The following is a 16,891-nucleotide window of genomic DNA, read 5'->3' as shown; positions in this document are numbered from 1 at the left end:
ATATGAACGAAAAATTAAAAAACATATTAAAGGATTACAAAGATGAGATGACGGAAAAGCTTCAGGAGTTTATAAGAATAAAATCTGTTACAGAAGAAAATCCTGAGGACTGTTCAGAGGAAGCTCCTTTCGGAGAAGGTCCGAAAAAAGCCATGGAATTTATGATAGAACTTGGTAAGTCTAAGGGATTCAGGTCTGTCAATTATGATAATATGGTATGCGAACTGGAATTCGGAGATGACAAAGACGATGCGGTCGGAACTATAGGTCACGTTGACGTTGTTCCGGCAGGCGGAAACTGGACATATCATCCGTACGGCGGGCAAATACATGAAGGAAGGATATATGGACGCGGAGCGGTAGACGATAAAGGGCCTACTATAGCAGCCTTTTATGCTGCTCTCGCCATAAAGGAGAGCGGCCTTCCTCTCAGCCGGAATATAATTCAGATAATCGGGACTAACGAGGAAGGCGGCAGCTTCCCGTGTCTGCGTCATTATCTGGAGAACGCTGAACGTATTCCATCCTGTGGTATCGTTCCTGATTCGTATTTTCCTATATGCTTTTCCGAAAAACATTTCGTCAACACAAAACTTACAGCAAAATCTTCTATAGATGGAGAAGCGGTGAAATCAGTAGGGAAAAGACGGATTCTTAAAAGTATAAAAGGCGGAGATGCGCTGAATGTGGTTCCGACTTGGGCAGAAGCTGTGTTTGCAGACGAAGATGGCAATATAATTCAAACCATAAGAGAGAACGGAGTCTCGGCTCATGCGTCAACTCCATGGCAGGGAGAAAACGCCATAGCTAAGCTAATAGAGAACATAGCAAGTCAAAGCTTTGAGCCTCATGATATCTGCCGCACTATCGGTAAATTACCGGAGCTTCTGTGTCGGGATGTCACCGGAGAGGGGCTTGGTATTTGTGTGCGGGATGAGACTGGGGTGACTACTAATAATGTGGCGCTCATAGATTATGAAGATGGAATTTTGTCTGTTTCGTCTAATGCGAGACTGCCTCTTTCGCTGGGGATAGAAGAAATGTCTGATAGGATAAAAAAATCCATAACAGGCACAGGCATGTCTATGGAGGTGACACATTTCATAGAGGGCTTTTATACAGATCCCGAAAGTGAACCTGCAAGAACTCTGATAGAAGTATACAGAGAAGAAACCGGTGATATGGATTCTATGCCGTATGCAAACGGCAGCGGATCGTATGCCAGAATAATGAAAGGCTTTGTGCCTTATGGAATGGCTTTGCAGAGTGAACCTTTGCAGTTTCATGTAGAAGATGAATCTGTTTCTTCAGACTGGCTGTTTAAGACCGCTCAGATCTATGCAGAAGCTCTTTACAGGCTGGCTAAGTAATCTAATGGATTCTGAAGTTGATTTTGATACAGCTATTTGATATAATATTAAACAAATCTGAGAATGAGGTGAAAGGATGTATAACTTTTCTTGCAAATAATTTATATATGAGCAGTCATATCGTTTTTGCGGTATTGTCTGCAGTTTGCATGAAAGTTAGCAAAGCTTTTTATAACATGGGAGATATCGGTTTGCGGTGTTGACGGAATGTGATAAAATCTGCTGCCGGATATGATAGGTGTATCAGCAGATTTTGTACTTAATACTCGGGTCAATAAAATAAATTGAATTTTGAGCTGTTTTGAGCTATGAGAAACTACTTTCTTGTAGCTCTTTTTTTTTTGTGTGAATAAGGAGGAATATTTATGAGTTTGATAAATGTAGCAGGCCTGACTTTTTCTTATGACGGCAGTTTTGATCTGATCTTTGAGGATGTGGATTTTCAAATTGACACAGACTGGAAACTGGGGCTTATCGGAAGAAATGGCCGAGGAAAAACAACATTTCTGAATCTTCTTCGGGGACGGTACGAGTACAAAGGAGTGATAAAAAGCAGTGTCTGTTTTGATTATTTCCCTTATGATGTGGATGATAAAGATAAATATACCATAGATGTTTTAAGAGAGATTGCCCCTGAGTGTATGGACTGGGAGCTGTACAGAGAATTTGCACTGCTGAAGATTGATGAAGAAGTGATGTATCGCTCTTTTTCGTCGCTGTCAGGCGGAGAACAGACCAAGGCTCTTCTTGCGGCTTTATTTTTGAAACAGAATAATTTTATGTTGATAGATGAGCCTACCAATCATCTTGATTCGGAAGCCCGAAAAATAGTAGGAGAATATCTTTGTAAAAAGAAAGGCTTTATTGTTGTTTCTCATGACAGAACACTTCTGGATATGTGTGTGGATCATATTATTTCTGTAAATAAAGCGGATATTCAGATACAGAAAGGAAACTTTTCATCATGGTATGAAAATAAATGCAGGCAGGATCAGATGGAACTCAATGAAAATCATAGGTTGGAAAAGGATATTCAACGGCTTTCTTCATCGGCTAAGAAAACTGCTGTGTGGTCAGATAAAATTGAAAAGAGTAAATATGGCACGAAGAATGCAGGTCTTAAGGCTGACAGAGGGTATGTGGGGCATAGGTCCGCTAAAATGATGAAGCGATCGAAGTCTGCAGAAATGAGACGGCAGAAAGCTGCCGAAGAAAAGTCAAAGCTTCTTCATAATATCGAGAGGACTGAAGTTCTGTCTGTTTCAACGCTTATTAATAGCAGCAGCAGACTTATAGAGCTGAATAATGTTTCATTACTTTATGGAGAGAAAACAGTATGCGGCGATGTAAATTTGTCTTTGAGACAGGGAGAGCGACTATCTGTCAGAGGAAGAAATGGCAGCGGAAAATCAAGTCTGCTCAGGTTGATAAACGGTGGGGGCATTACCTACACCGGTGATGTATACAAGGCCCGAGGACTGAAAATTTCCTATGTTCCTCAGGATACTTCGCATTTAAAGGGATCTTTGAGCGAATATGCAGAGAATCTCGGGATAAACGAGAGTATCTTTAAGTCTGTTCTGATAAAAATGGGGATGGAAAGAGCACAGTTTTACAAAGACATCAGTCAGTTCAGTCAAGGGCAGAAGAAAAAGGTTTCCATAGCTGGAAGTCTCTGTGAAAAAGCCCATATTTATATTTGGGATGAGCCGCTGAATTTTATAGATATCATATCTCGTATGCAGATAGAAAATGTGCTTATACGTTGCAGACCCACAATGGTTTTTGTGGAACATGATATTTCATTTTGCGAAAATGTGGCAACAAAAGTAATAGAGCTTAAAAGAGTTTAGAAATATTAATTTTTTTAAGAATATTTAAAAAACATCTTGACTTAGCCCCTACAAGAGGTATTATAATTTTTAAAAAGTTAAAATTTTTTAAAAATTAATGCTGATTAAATATTCGCAAAAAGGAGGGCATAATGAAGGCAGACAAACTGTATGTAAACGGCTATATATTCACAGTGGACAAAGAGCAGGAATGGGCAGAAGCGGTTGCAGTCCAGGGAAACAAGATTATCTATGTAGGAGACAGAGCCGGAGCTGACGCATTTTGCGATGATAAAACCGAAATCCGCGATCTTGGGACAAAGATGATGCTGCCCGGGTTTATAGATGGTCACTGCCATCCCGTTATGGCGGCGCATGTTCTGTCTCAGATTGTATTCGATATAGACTGGACTCTCGATGAATGTCTCATGCAGATAAAAAGATACGTAGAGGAGCATCCTGAGAGCAGTTCGTATTTTGGGCTGGGATATGCCGAATGGCTTTTTGATGAAAAGGGGCCTCGAAAAGAGCTTCTGGATAATATATGCCCGGATAAACCGATGTTTTTTTTAGGAAGCGGAGGTCATGAAGCATGGGCAAACAGCAAATGTTTTGAAGAGGCAGGAATTACTTCAGATACTCCGGATCCTCTTCCGGGACTTCATTATTTTTCAAGAGATGAAGAAGGAAATCCTGCCGGACATGTGGTAGAAGGACGATCCCAAGCCATGATTATGACTAAGATCGACTTTTTCGATGCAGAAAGCGTTGTGAATATAATGGCGGAAAATTCAGCCGATTATGCGTCTATGGGCGTTACAGGGACCGCTGATATGGGTATGTATGCTTATCTGGAAAAACAGTATTATGAGGCGCTGGATGCTGTAAGGAGCAGCGGAAGATATCTTCAGAGATTCGTAGGCTGTACATGTCATGTTGAGGATCAGAATCTGGTGGATTTGCGGATTGAAGCTCTTATAAAGGCTCGTGAAAAGTATAATGATGACAGATTCAGAATGAATTTTTTGAAGATTATAAATGACGGAACGATGGAAAGCAGGTCGGCTGCCATAAGCGAACCTTATCCTGAGGATGGATCTGTTGTGAAGCCTCTTATGAACGAAGAACAGGCGGCAAAGGCCGGACTGAAAGCGGCAAAGGCCGGACTGGATGTAAATATGCATGCCATCGGAGATGTAGCGGCTAAGTCAGTAATAGCTATGGCGAAAGCTATCCGTCAGGCGGGATATGATGACTGCAGAATAACTTGTTCACATTCTCAGTATATTGCTCCTGAGGATATTCCGTTGTTTGGGAAATATAATATAATCGCAAATTCGACAGGTGTATGGATGTATGGAAACCCTCTTATGGATAAAGTTCTCGGTCATATAAATAATGAGACTTTTCGTATGAGAAGTCTTATAGATTCAGGAGCAAAAATGGCGCTGGGCAGTGATTTCCCTGTTGATGAGTATGGCAGGGAACCGCTCAGGAGTATACAGATGTGCGCTACAAGGAAGATGTACGGCCAGCCGGATGCTCCGGTACTGGAGCCGGCGGATGAGGTAACTACGGTGAGGGAAGCCATTGAAGGGTTTACTATCAATAATGCCTATCAGATGCATATGGAAGATGTGATAGGGTCCATAGAAGTAGGCAAATACGCTGATTTTGTTATTCTTGAAGAGAATATTCTTGATATACCGCCGGAAAGGATTTATGAGGTGAAAGTCTGTGAGACTATTATGGATGGAGTAACTACATATAGTGCATAAGTGCATAGAGAAAATACAAGCCAAGTTGGCTGTATATATGCTTCCTTAATATAAGGAGGCGAGAAATTATCATTATTATTTTATTTTATGAAAGGAGAAAGATTATGTCAAAAGTTAATTACACGGGTGGACAGATATTGACAGATGCCACGCCCGGTATGAAAAAGAAACATTTTGCGCTGTCGACTATGGTTTTCTTTATCTACTGTGCGTGTGCCGGCGGAGCTTTTGGTATTGAGTCTATGATTTCATCATCAGGACCGGGGCTTACATTGCTGCTTCTTGTGCTGATCCCGATTCTCTGGGCGATGCCTATTGGTCTTTACTGTTCGGAACTTTCGAATCTTGTTCCGGTAGATGCCGGGCCTTATGTATGGTCAAAGATGGCTTTTGGAGAGTTCTGGGGATTTTCCATGGGATTTTGGATGGGATTGGCAAATTTCCTTACAGGTCCTGCATATGTAGTTCTGGCTGTTGATTACATAGGCATGTATGTGCCGCTTACACCTGTTACGGCATTCCTTCTCAAAGCGGTGTTTATTCTTGTGTTTATGATTATAAACCTGAGAGGCCTTGAGGAAGTAAGTATCGCAAGTACAATATTCTGTATTATAATCCTGATTGCTTTTGCGGCGGTAACAGTAGTAGGTCTCATACACTGGGAAAACGATCCTTTCACACCGTTTATGGTTGAGGGGGATAATGCATTCTCCAGCTGGGGAACAGGTCTTGCTATAGGTGTATGGATGTACTGCGGATATGTAGCTATCTCATTTTTGGGCGGCGAAGTTGAAAATCCGCAGATCATTCCTAAAGGAATGAAGATTGCTATTGTTATCATCACTGCGAGCTACATACTCCCGACACTGGCAGGTATCGTATCTGTAGGTCCATGGAGTGAATGGGGAGTAAGCCTTGATTATTCATCAGTGCTTTCGGTAAATATAGCTCCTTGGGCAGGTGCGCTGTTTATGATAGCAGCTGTGATAGCTCAATGTTCCATATTCAATGCTCTTATAACATCGGCTTCAAGATCTTTTATCCCTATGGGTCAGGATAATCTTGTACCGAAGTTCCTCTCCAAGCTGTCACCTAATAGAAGAGTACCTGTAATTCCTATAGTTCTCGTAGCTGTAGTTAACATGATTCTCGTAAACCTTAATTTTGAGATACTGGTTACGATTCTTTCACCGGTACTGTTTGTTCTTTATGTAGGATTGGCTTTTGCTTATGTTAAGATAAGAAAAGAATATCCTGTAGAAAAGAGAGGGAATCTTTATTATGTGAAGAGCAAACTGGCGCCTTTATATATCTGTGGGGGGCCGCTGATAATAGGTGTCATCAGTTTCTTTGTAAACGGGACTGAATATTTTCTGCTGGGCTTCATCGCTATTCTGGCGGCCGTGGTATTCTATCCTATTTGTAAATGGATATATGGAGGATTGTATAAGAAAGATCCTGAAAACAATCCGATAAATCCTAAAACTAAGTTGGCTGTAGGCGATATAGAACGATTCGGATTTTTCTTCCTGTTGTTTGGCGCTGTTTGTCTGATCGGGTCTTTCTTCCTCGTTTGGTATGAAGGAGGTTGGGGACCTGCATATTATCTTGATATGTATGGTTCCGGAATCATGAGTAATTTCTGGCTCATGATAGATATTGCAAGATGGAGCGGCGGGATAATGCTTGTACTGGGAATTGTGTTCCTGATTGTCGGAAAAAAATGTGATCCTATACCTAAAGACTGATACTTGCAGTAATATTTTTGCAGACTCGGATTTATTCCGGGTCTGTTTTTATCATACTGTTATTTTTGCGAAATACAGCAAAATATATTTTAGAATAGAATCAATGCTTTGTATAAGGGAATTTAAAATTCTGTAAAAAGGTAAATGTTTTCATAGATAGCGTTTTATTAAAGTTAAAACGAGAGCGGTTATTTATGATATCGCTGAATATCAATAAAAGCGCCTTGCATAATAGCTTAATATTTAGTATACTTACAGAAATAATAGTTGATAGAGGTGCGGACCAGATGAAGAGATGAGTAGCCGGCAGGCAGTGACTTACTCGGAGGCGACTCCGCCGAACCGGTGTTTCAGGCGTGAGGTTCCGGTGGGCATATGGCTAATAGCCATATGACTGTCTGCTTAGACGTTATGGTCACGGCAGTTGTGCTATCCTTATATGATCTTGGTTCTGCGAGTCAGTAAGGTATGCCCCTGCTGGCTTTTTATCATACAGGAGAGCTTAGCTGAAAGTATCTGTCTTTTGGGATGCCGAAAAACAGACTGTAAAGCAGGCATAAAGCGGTCTAAAGTATCTTAAACTTTAGGTCAGCAGGCAGTTTTTGATGCAGAGATGTCAGGCAGCAACCGGACTATAAATTTAAAACAACAGGAGAAATAATATATGGAAACTTTACGGATTGGAGGAGTAGACTGCCGAAGTCTTGCAGATGAATTCGGTACTCCTCTTTATGTTTACGATGAAGCAAAGATAATGAAGCAGGCAGATGATGCAGTCTTAAATTTTTCTTCAGACAAATTTGATACTGAGGTGGTGTATGCTTCCAAGGCCTTTTCTTCAGTGGCGCTGTTCAAACTTCTGGCGGCGCAGGGGATAGGTTTTGACGTAGTCAGCGGTGGAGAGCTGTATTGTGCTATGAAGGCTGGCGTAGGTATGGATAAAGTCTATTTTCACGGCAATAATAAGAGCGATCAGGAGATAGAAATGGCACTTGATGCCGGGATCGGATATTTTGTTATAGACAATGTGATGGAATGTAACCGTCTTGTTGGGCTGGCAGAGAAGAGGAAGAGAAGTACTAAAGTTCTGCTGAGAATAAATCCGGGTATATCAGCGCATACACATGAATACATAATGACTTCTAAGCCGGATTCAAAGTTTGGGATATATATAGAAAACAAAGAACATATCTATAATGTAATAGACACTCTGAAAGAGAGCCCGTATATAAGGCTGGCGGGATTTCACAGCCATATAGGATCTCAGATAATAGATGCAGAATCTTTTGAAAAAGCTCTTGGTACTATGATAGAATTTCTTGCGGAGATGAAGAGATCGAAAGGTCTTGATAATTTGGAGCTGAGCATAGGTGGGGGATTCGGTATAAAATATGTAGCAGAAGATGATCCCGTTCCTCTTGGACAGATGTGCGCCAACCTCGTCAGATATGCAGAGGAAGCTCTGAAAAAAAGCGGTGTGACTATCTCCAAGCTTATAACTGAGCCCGGAAGAGCTATGGTGGGAGAGGCAGGATATACTATTTATACAATAGGAGATATGAAAAAAAGCGGAGATAAGAATTATATTTTTGTGGACGGAGGTATGAGTGATAATATCCGTCATGCGCTGTATGATGCAGAATATACGTGTGTGCTTCCGGAAAAGTTTTCAAAAGAGCCTCAGATTTCATATTGTATAGCAGGTAAAAACTGCGAGTCGGGAGATATATTGATTGCGGATATAATGCTTCCTGAGGCGGAAACAGGCGATTTATTGACAATTTATTCTACAGGAGCGTATGGGTATTCCATGGCGAGCAATTACAACAGGCTGGGCCGGCCGGCAGTGGTTTTTGCCAGAGACGGGAAGGCCAGACTGATAATAAAACGGGAAACTTATGAAGATCAATACAGATTGGAAGTATGAGGATTTTCGGAAGTTGCTCTTAAAGTGATTTAATGATAGGATTTAAATAAGATAACAGAAAAGGTCAGGTAAGTTAATGATTTTATTTTCAAAATATCACGGCTGCGGAAACAATTTTGTGATAATAAAGGAACGTGAGCTTTCGAGACATATCAGACCCTCCGATTATCCGGAATTGGCGGTGAGGATGTGTGATATCAGTACAGGCGCAGGTGCTGACGGAATGATAGTTGTAAGGCAAGATCCTGCTCTGGAAATGGTTTTCTTTAACTGTGACGGCAGCAGGGCACCGATGTGCGGCAATGGTATAAGGTGTTTTGCTCATTTTTGCAAGAGAGAGGGTATTGCGACGGAGGATTCATATTCTGTTAAGACGTTGGCCGGGGATATGGTAGTGGAAGTGACTTGCCGGGAGCCTTTCAGGGTTAAGATAAATATGGGAAAACCTCTCTTTTCTTCTGATGATATAAAAGTGGATTTTAAAGGAGAAAACTATCTTCTCAGAAATCTTACGCTGGACGATGGAACAGATATAGAGATAAACAGTTTATTTATGGGGACTATTCATACAGTGGTGTTTATGGATAATCTTGAATCGGCGGATATTCCCAAACTTGGGGAGGAGATCTGCAACCATCCTGTATTTAAAGAAAAAACAAATGTGAATTTTGTAAAAGTGGTGGATCATGAGACGTTGGAAGTGAAGACATATGAGCGCGGCGTTGGGATGACTTTGGCGTGTGGAACCGGCGCATGTGCTTCTGTGTTGGTTGCCAATATGCAGGGACGATGCGGAAAGCAGGCGGATGTTCTCCTTAAATTGGGAAAGCTGAGTATAAGCATAGCTGAGGATGGCAATGTGTATATGGAAGGCCCTTCTGTCAGAATATTGGATGGGAAGTTTTACTGAGCCGGATAAAAATATAGTAATATATGTAAACTTTATGCTGTGCAATCGCAGTCAGCGACAGAAAGGAGACACACAAATGTTGCAAGGATCTATAGTGGCTCTGATCACTCCTTTTAAGGAAGACGGAAGCATTGATTACAACAGATTGGGCGATTTGGTAGACTGGCATGTGGATCAGAAAACCGACGGGATTTTGGTACTTGGAACCACGGCGGAAACACCGACTCTGACAGCCGATGAGGAGGAAGAGATTTTGAGGGTTGTTCTTGACAGGGCAAAAGGAAGGGTTCCTGTTATTGCCGGTAGCGGTTCGAATAATACTCAAAAATCCATAGAGAAAAGTTTAAAATATGAAAAAATGGGAGCTGATGCTCTGTTGGTGATTTCCCCGTATTACAATAAGACCAGTAAATCAGGTCTTGTAAAACACTTTATTCAGATTGCGGATTCTGTGGAAACATCTATACTTATCTACAATATTCCGGGAAGAACAGGCATAAATATTCCGTATGAAGTAATGGAAGAAATCAGCAGACATAAGAATATAGTAGGTGTAAAGGAGGCCAGCGGAGACATGGCGCTGGCAAGCAGATTCGCGAAGCTCATAGGCGACGGCTTCAATATGTACTCGGGAAATGATGACATAAATGTGCCGATCTTATCTGTGGGAGGCATGGGCGTGATTTCCGTACTGGCTAATATACTGCCCCGACAGACTCATGAAATGGTGAGAGCATATCTCGACGGGGATGTCAGAAAAGCAAGGGATATGCAGATAAAATATCTTGATTTTATCAATGCTCTGTTTATTGAGACTAATCCTATTCCTATAAAAGAAGCCATGAATATGGCCGGTCTCAATGTGGGAGGATACAGAATGCCTCTATGTCCTATGGCCGATAATACGAAGGCTGTTTTAAGGACTGAAATGGAAAAATTGGCTTTGTTTTAAAAAATCAATGAAAGGGAATAATAATATGAAAGTAGCTATTTTAGGCGGCGGCGCAATGGGAAATGTGCTTGCTCAGATGACTGAAGAAAAGGAAGGCTTTGAACTGGCAGGAGTTATAGAACCTTTGAAAGGACAGACTCCTGATGAACTGAAGGAGATCGATGTTATCATAGATTTCAGCAATCCTGCCAATCTGGAGATGCTGGATGGATATTGCAGGAATCACAGCTGTCCTGCTGTGATTGCCACTACAGGTTATGAAGAACAGCAGATTAAGCAGATTGAAAAACTTGCCGAATCGGTTCCGGTAGTGTTTTCTGCTAATTATTCACTGGGAATTAACGTTATGAAGAGAGTGATATCAGAGATAACTCCTATTTTGGAGGATTCTTTTGATATAGAGATAATAGAAAAGCATCACAACAAAAAGCTTGATGCGCCGAGCGGAACTGCCAAGATGCTTTTGGCTGCGGCTGATGAGGAAAATGATTATGAACATGTTTTCGGAAGAGACGGCAATAGAAAACGCGGCAAAGAAATCGGTGTGCATGCAGTAAGAGGCGGCACCATAGCAGGAGAGCATACTGTTATATATGCGGGAAATGACGAGATACTGGAGATAAAGCATACTGCAGGTTCCAAGAAAATTTTTGCTGCAGGAGCGTTGAAGGCCGCTGAATTTGCAGCTTCAGCTCAGGCGGGACTTTATAATATGGAAGACGTACTGTTCGGCTTGCAGAAATAAAAATTTTCGGATGTAAAACAAAAGAGGAGGAGAACATACCAAAGATGGAAGCAAGAGAAATAATAGAGTTTATAGGAAATGCGGAGAAAAAAACTCCGGTTAAAGTTTATGTAAAAGAAAAAAGTCCTGTGGATTTTCAGGGCTGCAAGGTATTCGGATGTGGAGATAAGATTGTGTTCGGAGACTGGAAACAGGTGAAGGGAATCCTGGATGAAAACAGAGAAAAAATAGAAGACTATGTCATAGAAAATGACTGCAGGAATTCGGCTATACCTCTTTTGGATATGAAAAATATCAAAGCGAGAATAGAGCCGGGTGCGTTTATCAGAGATAAAGTTGAAATTGGTGATAATGCAGTAATAATGATGGGAGCTATAATTAATATCGGAGCAGTCATCGGTGAAGGCAGTATGATTGATATGGGTGCAGTTCTCGGCGGAAGGGCTACAGTGGGAAAGAACTGTCATATTGGGGCAGGTACTGTTTTAGCAGGAGTTATCGAGCCCCCGAGTGCTCAGCCCGTTGTAGTGGAAGATGATGTGGTGATTGGCGCCAATGCTGTTGTACTTGAAGGCTGCCGTATAGGAAAGGGAGCTGTAGTTGCTGCAGGAGCTGTAGTCGTGGATGATGTTCCCGAAGGTGTTGTCGTAGCAGGCGTGCCGGCAAGAATTATCAAAGATGCAGCTGACACCGATGCAGAAAAACTTGAGATAGTGGATCTTTTAAGGAAGCTGTAATTTATATAAAGACAATGAATAATGAACCGGCCTTGAAGTATCAGATAGGAATTCTGATGATTCGGAGGCCGGTTTTTTATGGCAGGATAAGAAGTAAATTGTGTAAAATGGCCAAGGCAGCTGTGATGCAACCGCCAGTTGACATATTTCAAAGTGACCTTGGTTGTACGCAACAGGCTTTTTTGCTATCATACCATTAGCTTAAGCAGGAAGAGACATTATTGTGAAGTAAAGAACCAATTACCAGGAGGCAAATGGAATGTTATCGGAAAAGATTATGGATTTAAGAAAGCAAAGGGGATGGTCTCAGGAGGAACTGGCGTCAAGGCTGGATGTTTCTCGCCAGTCTGTATCAAAATGGGAGAGTGCAGCATCTGTTCCGGATCTGGATAAGATAATAAGAATAAGCGAAATTTTCGGTGTGAGTACAGATTTTCTTCTTAAAGATGAAAATGAGCAAAAAGATCTATATGAAGGAAGCCTCACTTCCGTTTTATATGAGGAACATCAGCAGTATTTCATAAAAGAAATTACAGAAGAAGAGGCAAATGCTTATATCCAGCTGGTGGAAAATGCGTCAAAGAAGATCGCGGCAGGTGTTTCCGCCTGTATTTTTTCTCCTGTAATACTGTTGATTCTCATGGGATTGGTGAAAAGCAGCCGACTCACTATGCATGAAGATTCTGCAGCTGCAGCGGGAGTGATTGCTCTGCTTCTTATCATAGCGGCAGCTGCAAGTGTTTTCATAACATGGGGCCTTAAACTGGAAAAGTTTGAATATATCCAGACGCAGCCTTTAGCGTTGACAGAGAGAACTGAAGAGGCTGTGAGAAAAAAGCAGAATGATTTTGAGCCTGATTATAAGCGGTTCATAACCGTAGGGGTTATGTTATGTATCGTATGTGCGGTACCTCTGTTTGCAGCGGTCATGTTTCATGCCTCTGACAGCATGTATTTTTATTGTACGGCTGTTCTTCTTATGATGGTGGCTATAGGTGTATTTTTTCTTGTGTGGGCAGGGACGATACATGAAGGATATGAGAAACTTCTTGGTGAAGGGGATTATTCTCCTGAAAAAAAGATTGAAAAAAAACGCAATGATAATTTGTCAAAAGTATATTGGTGTACTGTTACGGCTGTTTATCTGGGCGTCAGCTTTCTTACAGGCAGGTGGGATATAAGCTGGATTATCTGGCCGTGTGCCGGAGTATTCTTTGCAGCCGTCTGCGGTATAGCTGCTATGCTTAGAAAGAGATAGCTTTTGTTTTCTCGCTTGTATGGTGTCTTCGCTGTCTGTGGATATAATACAGCAAGCATACGAGAAGAGTAAACAGGGCGGCAAAAACAGTGGATAGACCTATCTGGAAAAGCTGCGGGTGGGCTTTGTTACTGGCGAACCAGGCGTAAGGTATTTTCACCAGAAAAATAGCGCAAAGCCCTTGGGCCATGACAAAAGCAGTTTTGCTCATGCCGTTGAAATATCCGGTAAAGCAATAAGCGGCAGATAGAATGAAGCATTCTATAGATGTGGCTTTCAAAAACTCGGATGAGGCAGCGATAACTTCGGAATCCCTTATAAATATTGCTGAAAGCAAATCTCCGTGAAAAAAGGAAATAAAAGACATAACTCCTCCTAAAAAGACAGCAGTCATCATACCTGTCCACATTGCTTTTCTTGCTCTTAGGTATTGACCTGCTCCAATGTTCTGAGCTGTGAAAGCAGAGATTGACTGCATATAAGACATAGGTATCAGAAGCATGAACATTACCAGTTTCTCAGCTATGCCTACACCGGCAGAAGCAGTAACACCCAGAGTATTTACGAAACCTATGAGGATTAGATAAGATGTCTCATTACACATATCCTGAAGAGCAATGGGGGAGCCGAGCTTTATGATAGCAGATGCTGTGGATCTGTCAAAATATAAGTCTTCTTTAGTGAAGGGAAAAGGAAGCCCTGTCCGTTTAATCAGTATCATGGAAGATAAAACACTGATAGCCTGCGCAGCGATAGTAGCAATAGCAACTCCTTCTGTACCCATATTAAATATATTTACAAGAATAATATCACCCAAAATATTTGCTGCACAGGCTATGGCAACAAAGAGAAGCGGCGCTTTCGAATTTCCCATTCCTCTGAAAACAGCGCTTATCACATTGTAAGCGACGATGAAAATACTGCCTGCGCCGCAGATCTGTATATAATGGATGGTCTTTTCCAGCGCTTCTGCAGGGGCATTCATTAGTATCGCAATAGAAGGGGCTGCGAAGAGCATTATTATGCTCAGAAAAATACCAAGGGTTGCGAATATCCATATGCTGGCAGAAATTACTTTAGCTGAAATGCAGAAATCTTTCTTTCCTATAGTCTGGCCTAACAATACAGTGGTACCCATTGAGAGGCCGGTTATTATTCCTGTGACGATCAGCATTGTCTGACTTCCTGTGGAGACTGCGGATACGTCGGCAGGACTGCAGAAAACGCCTACTGCCCATAAATCCACAGCTCCGTAAAGGGACTGGAGGATCAAGGCAAGAAGAACAGGCAGTGAGAATTTGAGAAGAGAAGAGAGGATGGGCCCCTCGAGAAAAGTATTGTTGTATTTTTTCATTTATGCTCTCCGTTTATTTCTTCAAAATTTATCTGGGATATGATATTAAGCATGTACTATAACCTAAGCATTAGATAAAGTCAATGCTGAAACAAAAAGCTTGATATATTGCATTAAAAAAGCTGCCTATACCGATACAATACAGGCAGCTGATTTTGTGATGTGTTTATTTAACTTCTACTGTCCAGTCCATATCGTCTTTTACTGTTCCTGTCTGGATCCCGTAAAGCGTATCATAGAGTTCCTGAGCCACAGGCCCGATTCCTCCGCCGTTGATTATCATGGAATCACCCTTGTAACAAAGCTCTCCTACAGGAGAAATAACAGCAGCAGTACCGGATGCGAACATCTCCTTGAACTGTCCGTTTTTATAAGCATCTACTACTTCGTCGATAGCCAGTTTTCTTTCGGATACTTTTATTCCTTTTTTCTTCAAAAGAGCGATAACGGAGTTTCTTGTTATCCCCGGGAGGATTGTTCCGTCAAGAGGCGCTGTTATTATTTCGTCGCCGATCATGAAAAAGGCGTTTGACGTACCGATCTCTTCTACATATTTTCTCTCCACTCCGTCCAGCCATAATATCTGTTCATAGCCTTTTTCGTGGGCTTCTTCCTGGGCTTTCAGACTGGCAGCGTAGTTTCCTCCGCATTTTGCTTCACCTGTGCCTCCATCTGTAGCTCTTACATATTTATCCTCTACATAAATTTTGGTAGGAGTCAGACCGCCTTCATAGTAAGGGCCTACGGGACTCAAAATTATGATGAACTTGTAGTGCTTTGAGCGGCGAACTCCAAGGAAGGCTTCGTCAGCAATGATAAAGGGCCTTATATAAAGAGCGGTGCCTTCTTTTTGTGGTATCCAGTCAGCATCAACTTTTACAAGAGCTTTTATAGCTTCCACATAAAGATCTTCGTCTATCTGAGGAATACAGAGTCTGTCATTGGTTTTGTTGGTTCTCTTGGCGTTCATGTCGGGTCTGAAAAGCTGAACTTTGCCGGCAGGAGTCTTGTAAGCCTTGAGCCCTTCAAACATTTCCTGAGCATAATGGAATACAACAGCGGCAGGATCCAGACAAAGAGGGCCGTAAGGAACGATCCTTCCGTCGTGCCAGCCTTTGCCGTCTTCATATTCCATGATAAACATGTGATCGGTAAATTTAGTACCGAATCTCAGAGTATTGGGATCAGGTTTTGTTTTTGGATTGGGATTTTTCGTAATTGTAAAATCGTATTTCATGACATTCTCCTTTTATATATAAAAAATTTTTAATTAGCTGTTCTTTATGTTTTCTATTTTACAATAAAAATATTGGAAAGTCCAATAATTCAACAATAATATAACACTAAAATTGTTAATAATCAACAATAAAAATAAAAAATAATTATGAAAATAAACAAAATGGTTTCTTTGACAGTCATGAAAGGAAAAAATTGTGTGAGTCAGCAGTCGGGAATCGTATGACAAAGATAATTTCGCATTATAATTGCGAAGCTGCTGAAAAAGATGTAAAAAATATTTTATTTCTTTAAAATCACATAAAAACCGTATATAATAAAAAAGTTATGAGCAGAAAAGATAGAAAGAAGAGCATGCCGTCAAGGGTGCTTTTTACATTGATAAAAATAATTATAATTTCAGTTATCGTTATCATAGGACTGAATTTTTACGTGATCAAAAGCACTCAGTCTGATATAGCCGCAGTGTTCGAACAGCCTGATGATACTGCTACAGATCAGGAAATCAGCAAGATGAAGAGTATAGAGCCTGACTGTATACTGGTGCTTGGGGCTTCTGTAAATGCAGATGGAACTCCAAGTTCTATTTTGGAAGACAGGCTGGATACAGCGATAGACTTGTATCATAAGGGCGTAGCGCCTAAGCTTTTGCTTTCCGGTGATAATGGGCAGATGGTGTATAACGAGGTCCAGGCTATGAAAAACTATGTTATGAAGGCGGGAGTTGCAGAAGAAGATATTTTTCTTGATCATGCGGGGTTTTCCACATATGAATCTGTCTACAGAGCGAATTATATTTTCAAAGTGGACAGTATGATTGTAGTGACTCAGACTTATCATCTCTACCGGACCTTGTATGGATGTAAGAGAATGGGGATAGAAGCGATGGGAGCGGCTTCTGATCAGTACACATATTCGGGACAGGAAAAACGTGAGGTAAGGGAAGTGATGGCACGGGATAAGGATTTTGTAAAATGGATATTCAAACCCCAGCCTACATTTTTAGGAGACGCCGTACCTATTTCAGATTGATGGGAGTATGAT

13 protein-coding genes and 1 riboswitch are annotated in these 16,891 nt (G+C 41.3%); of the genes, 11 read left to right on the top strand and 2 right to left on the bottom strand.

Annotation, left to right across the window (positions count from 1 at the left end; genetic code table 11):
- Positions 1 to 2 precede the first annotated feature (2 nt).
- The 10 genes from ACLR96_RS05710 (at position 3) to ACLR96_RS05665 (ending at position 13,257) form a co-directional block, all read left to right on the top strand.
- Entirely contained in the window at positions 3 to 1,370 is a 1,368-nt protein-coding gene (locus ACLR96_RS05710) for a Sapep family Mn(2+)-dependent dipeptidase (protein ID WP_177270859.1), read from the top strand.
- 365 nt (positions 1,371 to 1,735) lie between these two features.
- The gene (gene abc-f, locus ACLR96_RS05705) at positions 1,736 to 3,223 is read left to right on the top strand and encodes a ribosomal protection-like ABC-F family protein (RefSeq protein WP_177270858.1); all 1,488 of its coding nucleotides are present in this window, start codon (positions 1,736 to 1,738) and stop codon (positions 3,221 to 3,223) included.
- Positions 3,224 to 3,354: 131 nt separating this feature from the next.
- Positions 3,355 to 4,980, top strand: a complete 1,626-nt coding sequence (locus ACLR96_RS05700; RefSeq protein WP_177270857.1) for an amidohydrolase — start codon at positions 3,355 to 3,357, stop codon at positions 4,978 to 4,980.
- Positions 4,981 to 5,084: 104 nt separating this feature from the next.
- On the top strand, positions 5,085 to 6,728 hold the full coding sequence (locus tag ACLR96_RS05695; protein WP_177270856.1) for an amino acid permease: 1,644 nt from the start codon (positions 5,085 to 5,087) through the stop codon (positions 6,726 to 6,728).
- Between the two features lie 263 nt (positions 6,729 to 6,991).
- Positions 6,992 to 7,168: riboswitch (Lysine riboswitch) on the top strand.
- Positions 7,169 to 7,392: 224 nt separating this feature from the next.
- Positions 7,393 to 8,655 (top strand): diaminopimelate decarboxylase, encoded by a 1,263-nt coding sequence (gene lysA, locus ACLR96_RS05690; protein ID WP_177270855.1) that lies wholly within the window; start codon positions 7,393 to 7,395, stop codon positions 8,653 to 8,655.
- 76 nt (positions 8,656 to 8,731) lie between these two features.
- Positions 8,732 to 9,565, top strand: coding sequence for a diaminopimelate epimerase (gene dapF, locus ACLR96_RS05685; RefSeq protein WP_177270854.1), 834 nt, complete (start codon positions 8,732 to 8,734; stop codon positions 9,563 to 9,565).
- 76 nt (positions 9,566 to 9,641) lie between these two features.
- Positions 9,642 to 10,517 carry a 4-hydroxy-tetrahydrodipicolinate synthase gene (dapA, locus tag ACLR96_RS05680; protein ID WP_177270853.1) on the top strand — a complete coding sequence of 292 codons (876 nt, stop codon included), beginning with the start codon at positions 9,642 to 9,644 and terminating at the stop codon, positions 10,515 to 10,517.
- 25 nt (positions 10,518 to 10,542) lie between these two features.
- Positions 10,543 to 11,262 (top strand): 4-hydroxy-tetrahydrodipicolinate reductase, encoded by a 720-nt coding sequence (gene dapB, locus ACLR96_RS05675; protein ID WP_177270852.1) that lies wholly within the window; start codon positions 10,543 to 10,545, stop codon positions 11,260 to 11,262.
- Positions 11,263 to 11,306: 44 nt separating this feature from the next.
- Entirely contained in the window at positions 11,307 to 11,999 is a 693-nt protein-coding gene (gene dapD / locus ACLR96_RS05670) for a 2,3,4,5-tetrahydropyridine-2,6-dicarboxylate N-acetyltransferase (RefSeq protein WP_177270851.1), read from the top strand.
- A gap of 259 nt (positions 12,000 to 12,258) precedes the next feature.
- Positions 12,259 to 13,257 carry a helix-turn-helix domain-containing protein gene (locus tag ACLR96_RS05665; RefSeq protein WP_412265410.1) on the top strand — a complete coding sequence of 333 codons (999 nt, stop codon included), beginning with the start codon at positions 12,259 to 12,261 and terminating at the stop codon, positions 13,255 to 13,257.
- Here ACLR96_RS05665 and ACLR96_RS05660 read toward each other — a convergent pair.
- Together ACLR96_RS05660 and ACLR96_RS05655 are read right to left on the bottom strand one after the other, a co-directional pair.
- The gene (locus tag ACLR96_RS05660) at positions 13,244 to 14,611 is read right to left on the bottom strand and encodes an MATE family efflux transporter (protein WP_177270849.1); all 1,368 of its coding nucleotides are present in this window, start codon (positions 14,609 to 14,611) and stop codon (positions 13,244 to 13,246) included. The two genes, ACLR96_RS05665 and ACLR96_RS05660, sit on opposite strands and share 14 nt — an antisense overlap.
- A 166-nt stretch (positions 14,612 to 14,777) precedes the next feature.
- Positions 14,778 to 15,848, bottom strand: a complete 1,071-nt coding sequence (locus ACLR96_RS05655) for a branched-chain amino acid aminotransferase (protein WP_177270848.1) — start codon at positions 15,846 to 15,848, stop codon at positions 14,778 to 14,780.
- Between the two features lie 326 nt (positions 15,849 to 16,174).
- Between ACLR96_RS05655 and ACLR96_RS05650 the strand changes: the two genes are divergently transcribed.
- Positions 16,175 to 16,879: a SanA/YdcF family protein gene (locus ACLR96_RS05650; protein ID WP_243206880.1), complete on the top strand. Its 705-nt coding sequence runs from the start codon at positions 16,175 to 16,177 to the stop codon at positions 16,877 to 16,879.
- Positions 16,880 to 16,891 lie beyond the last annotated feature (12 nt).

Source organism: Lentihominibacter sp. (assembly GCF_046951855.1).
In the GTDB taxonomy this organism is placed as follows: Bacteria; Bacillota; Clostridia; order Peptostreptococcales; family Anaerovoracaceae; genus Lentihominibacter; species Lentihominibacter hominis.
This window is presented reverse-complemented; position numbering and strand designations above follow the sequence as displayed.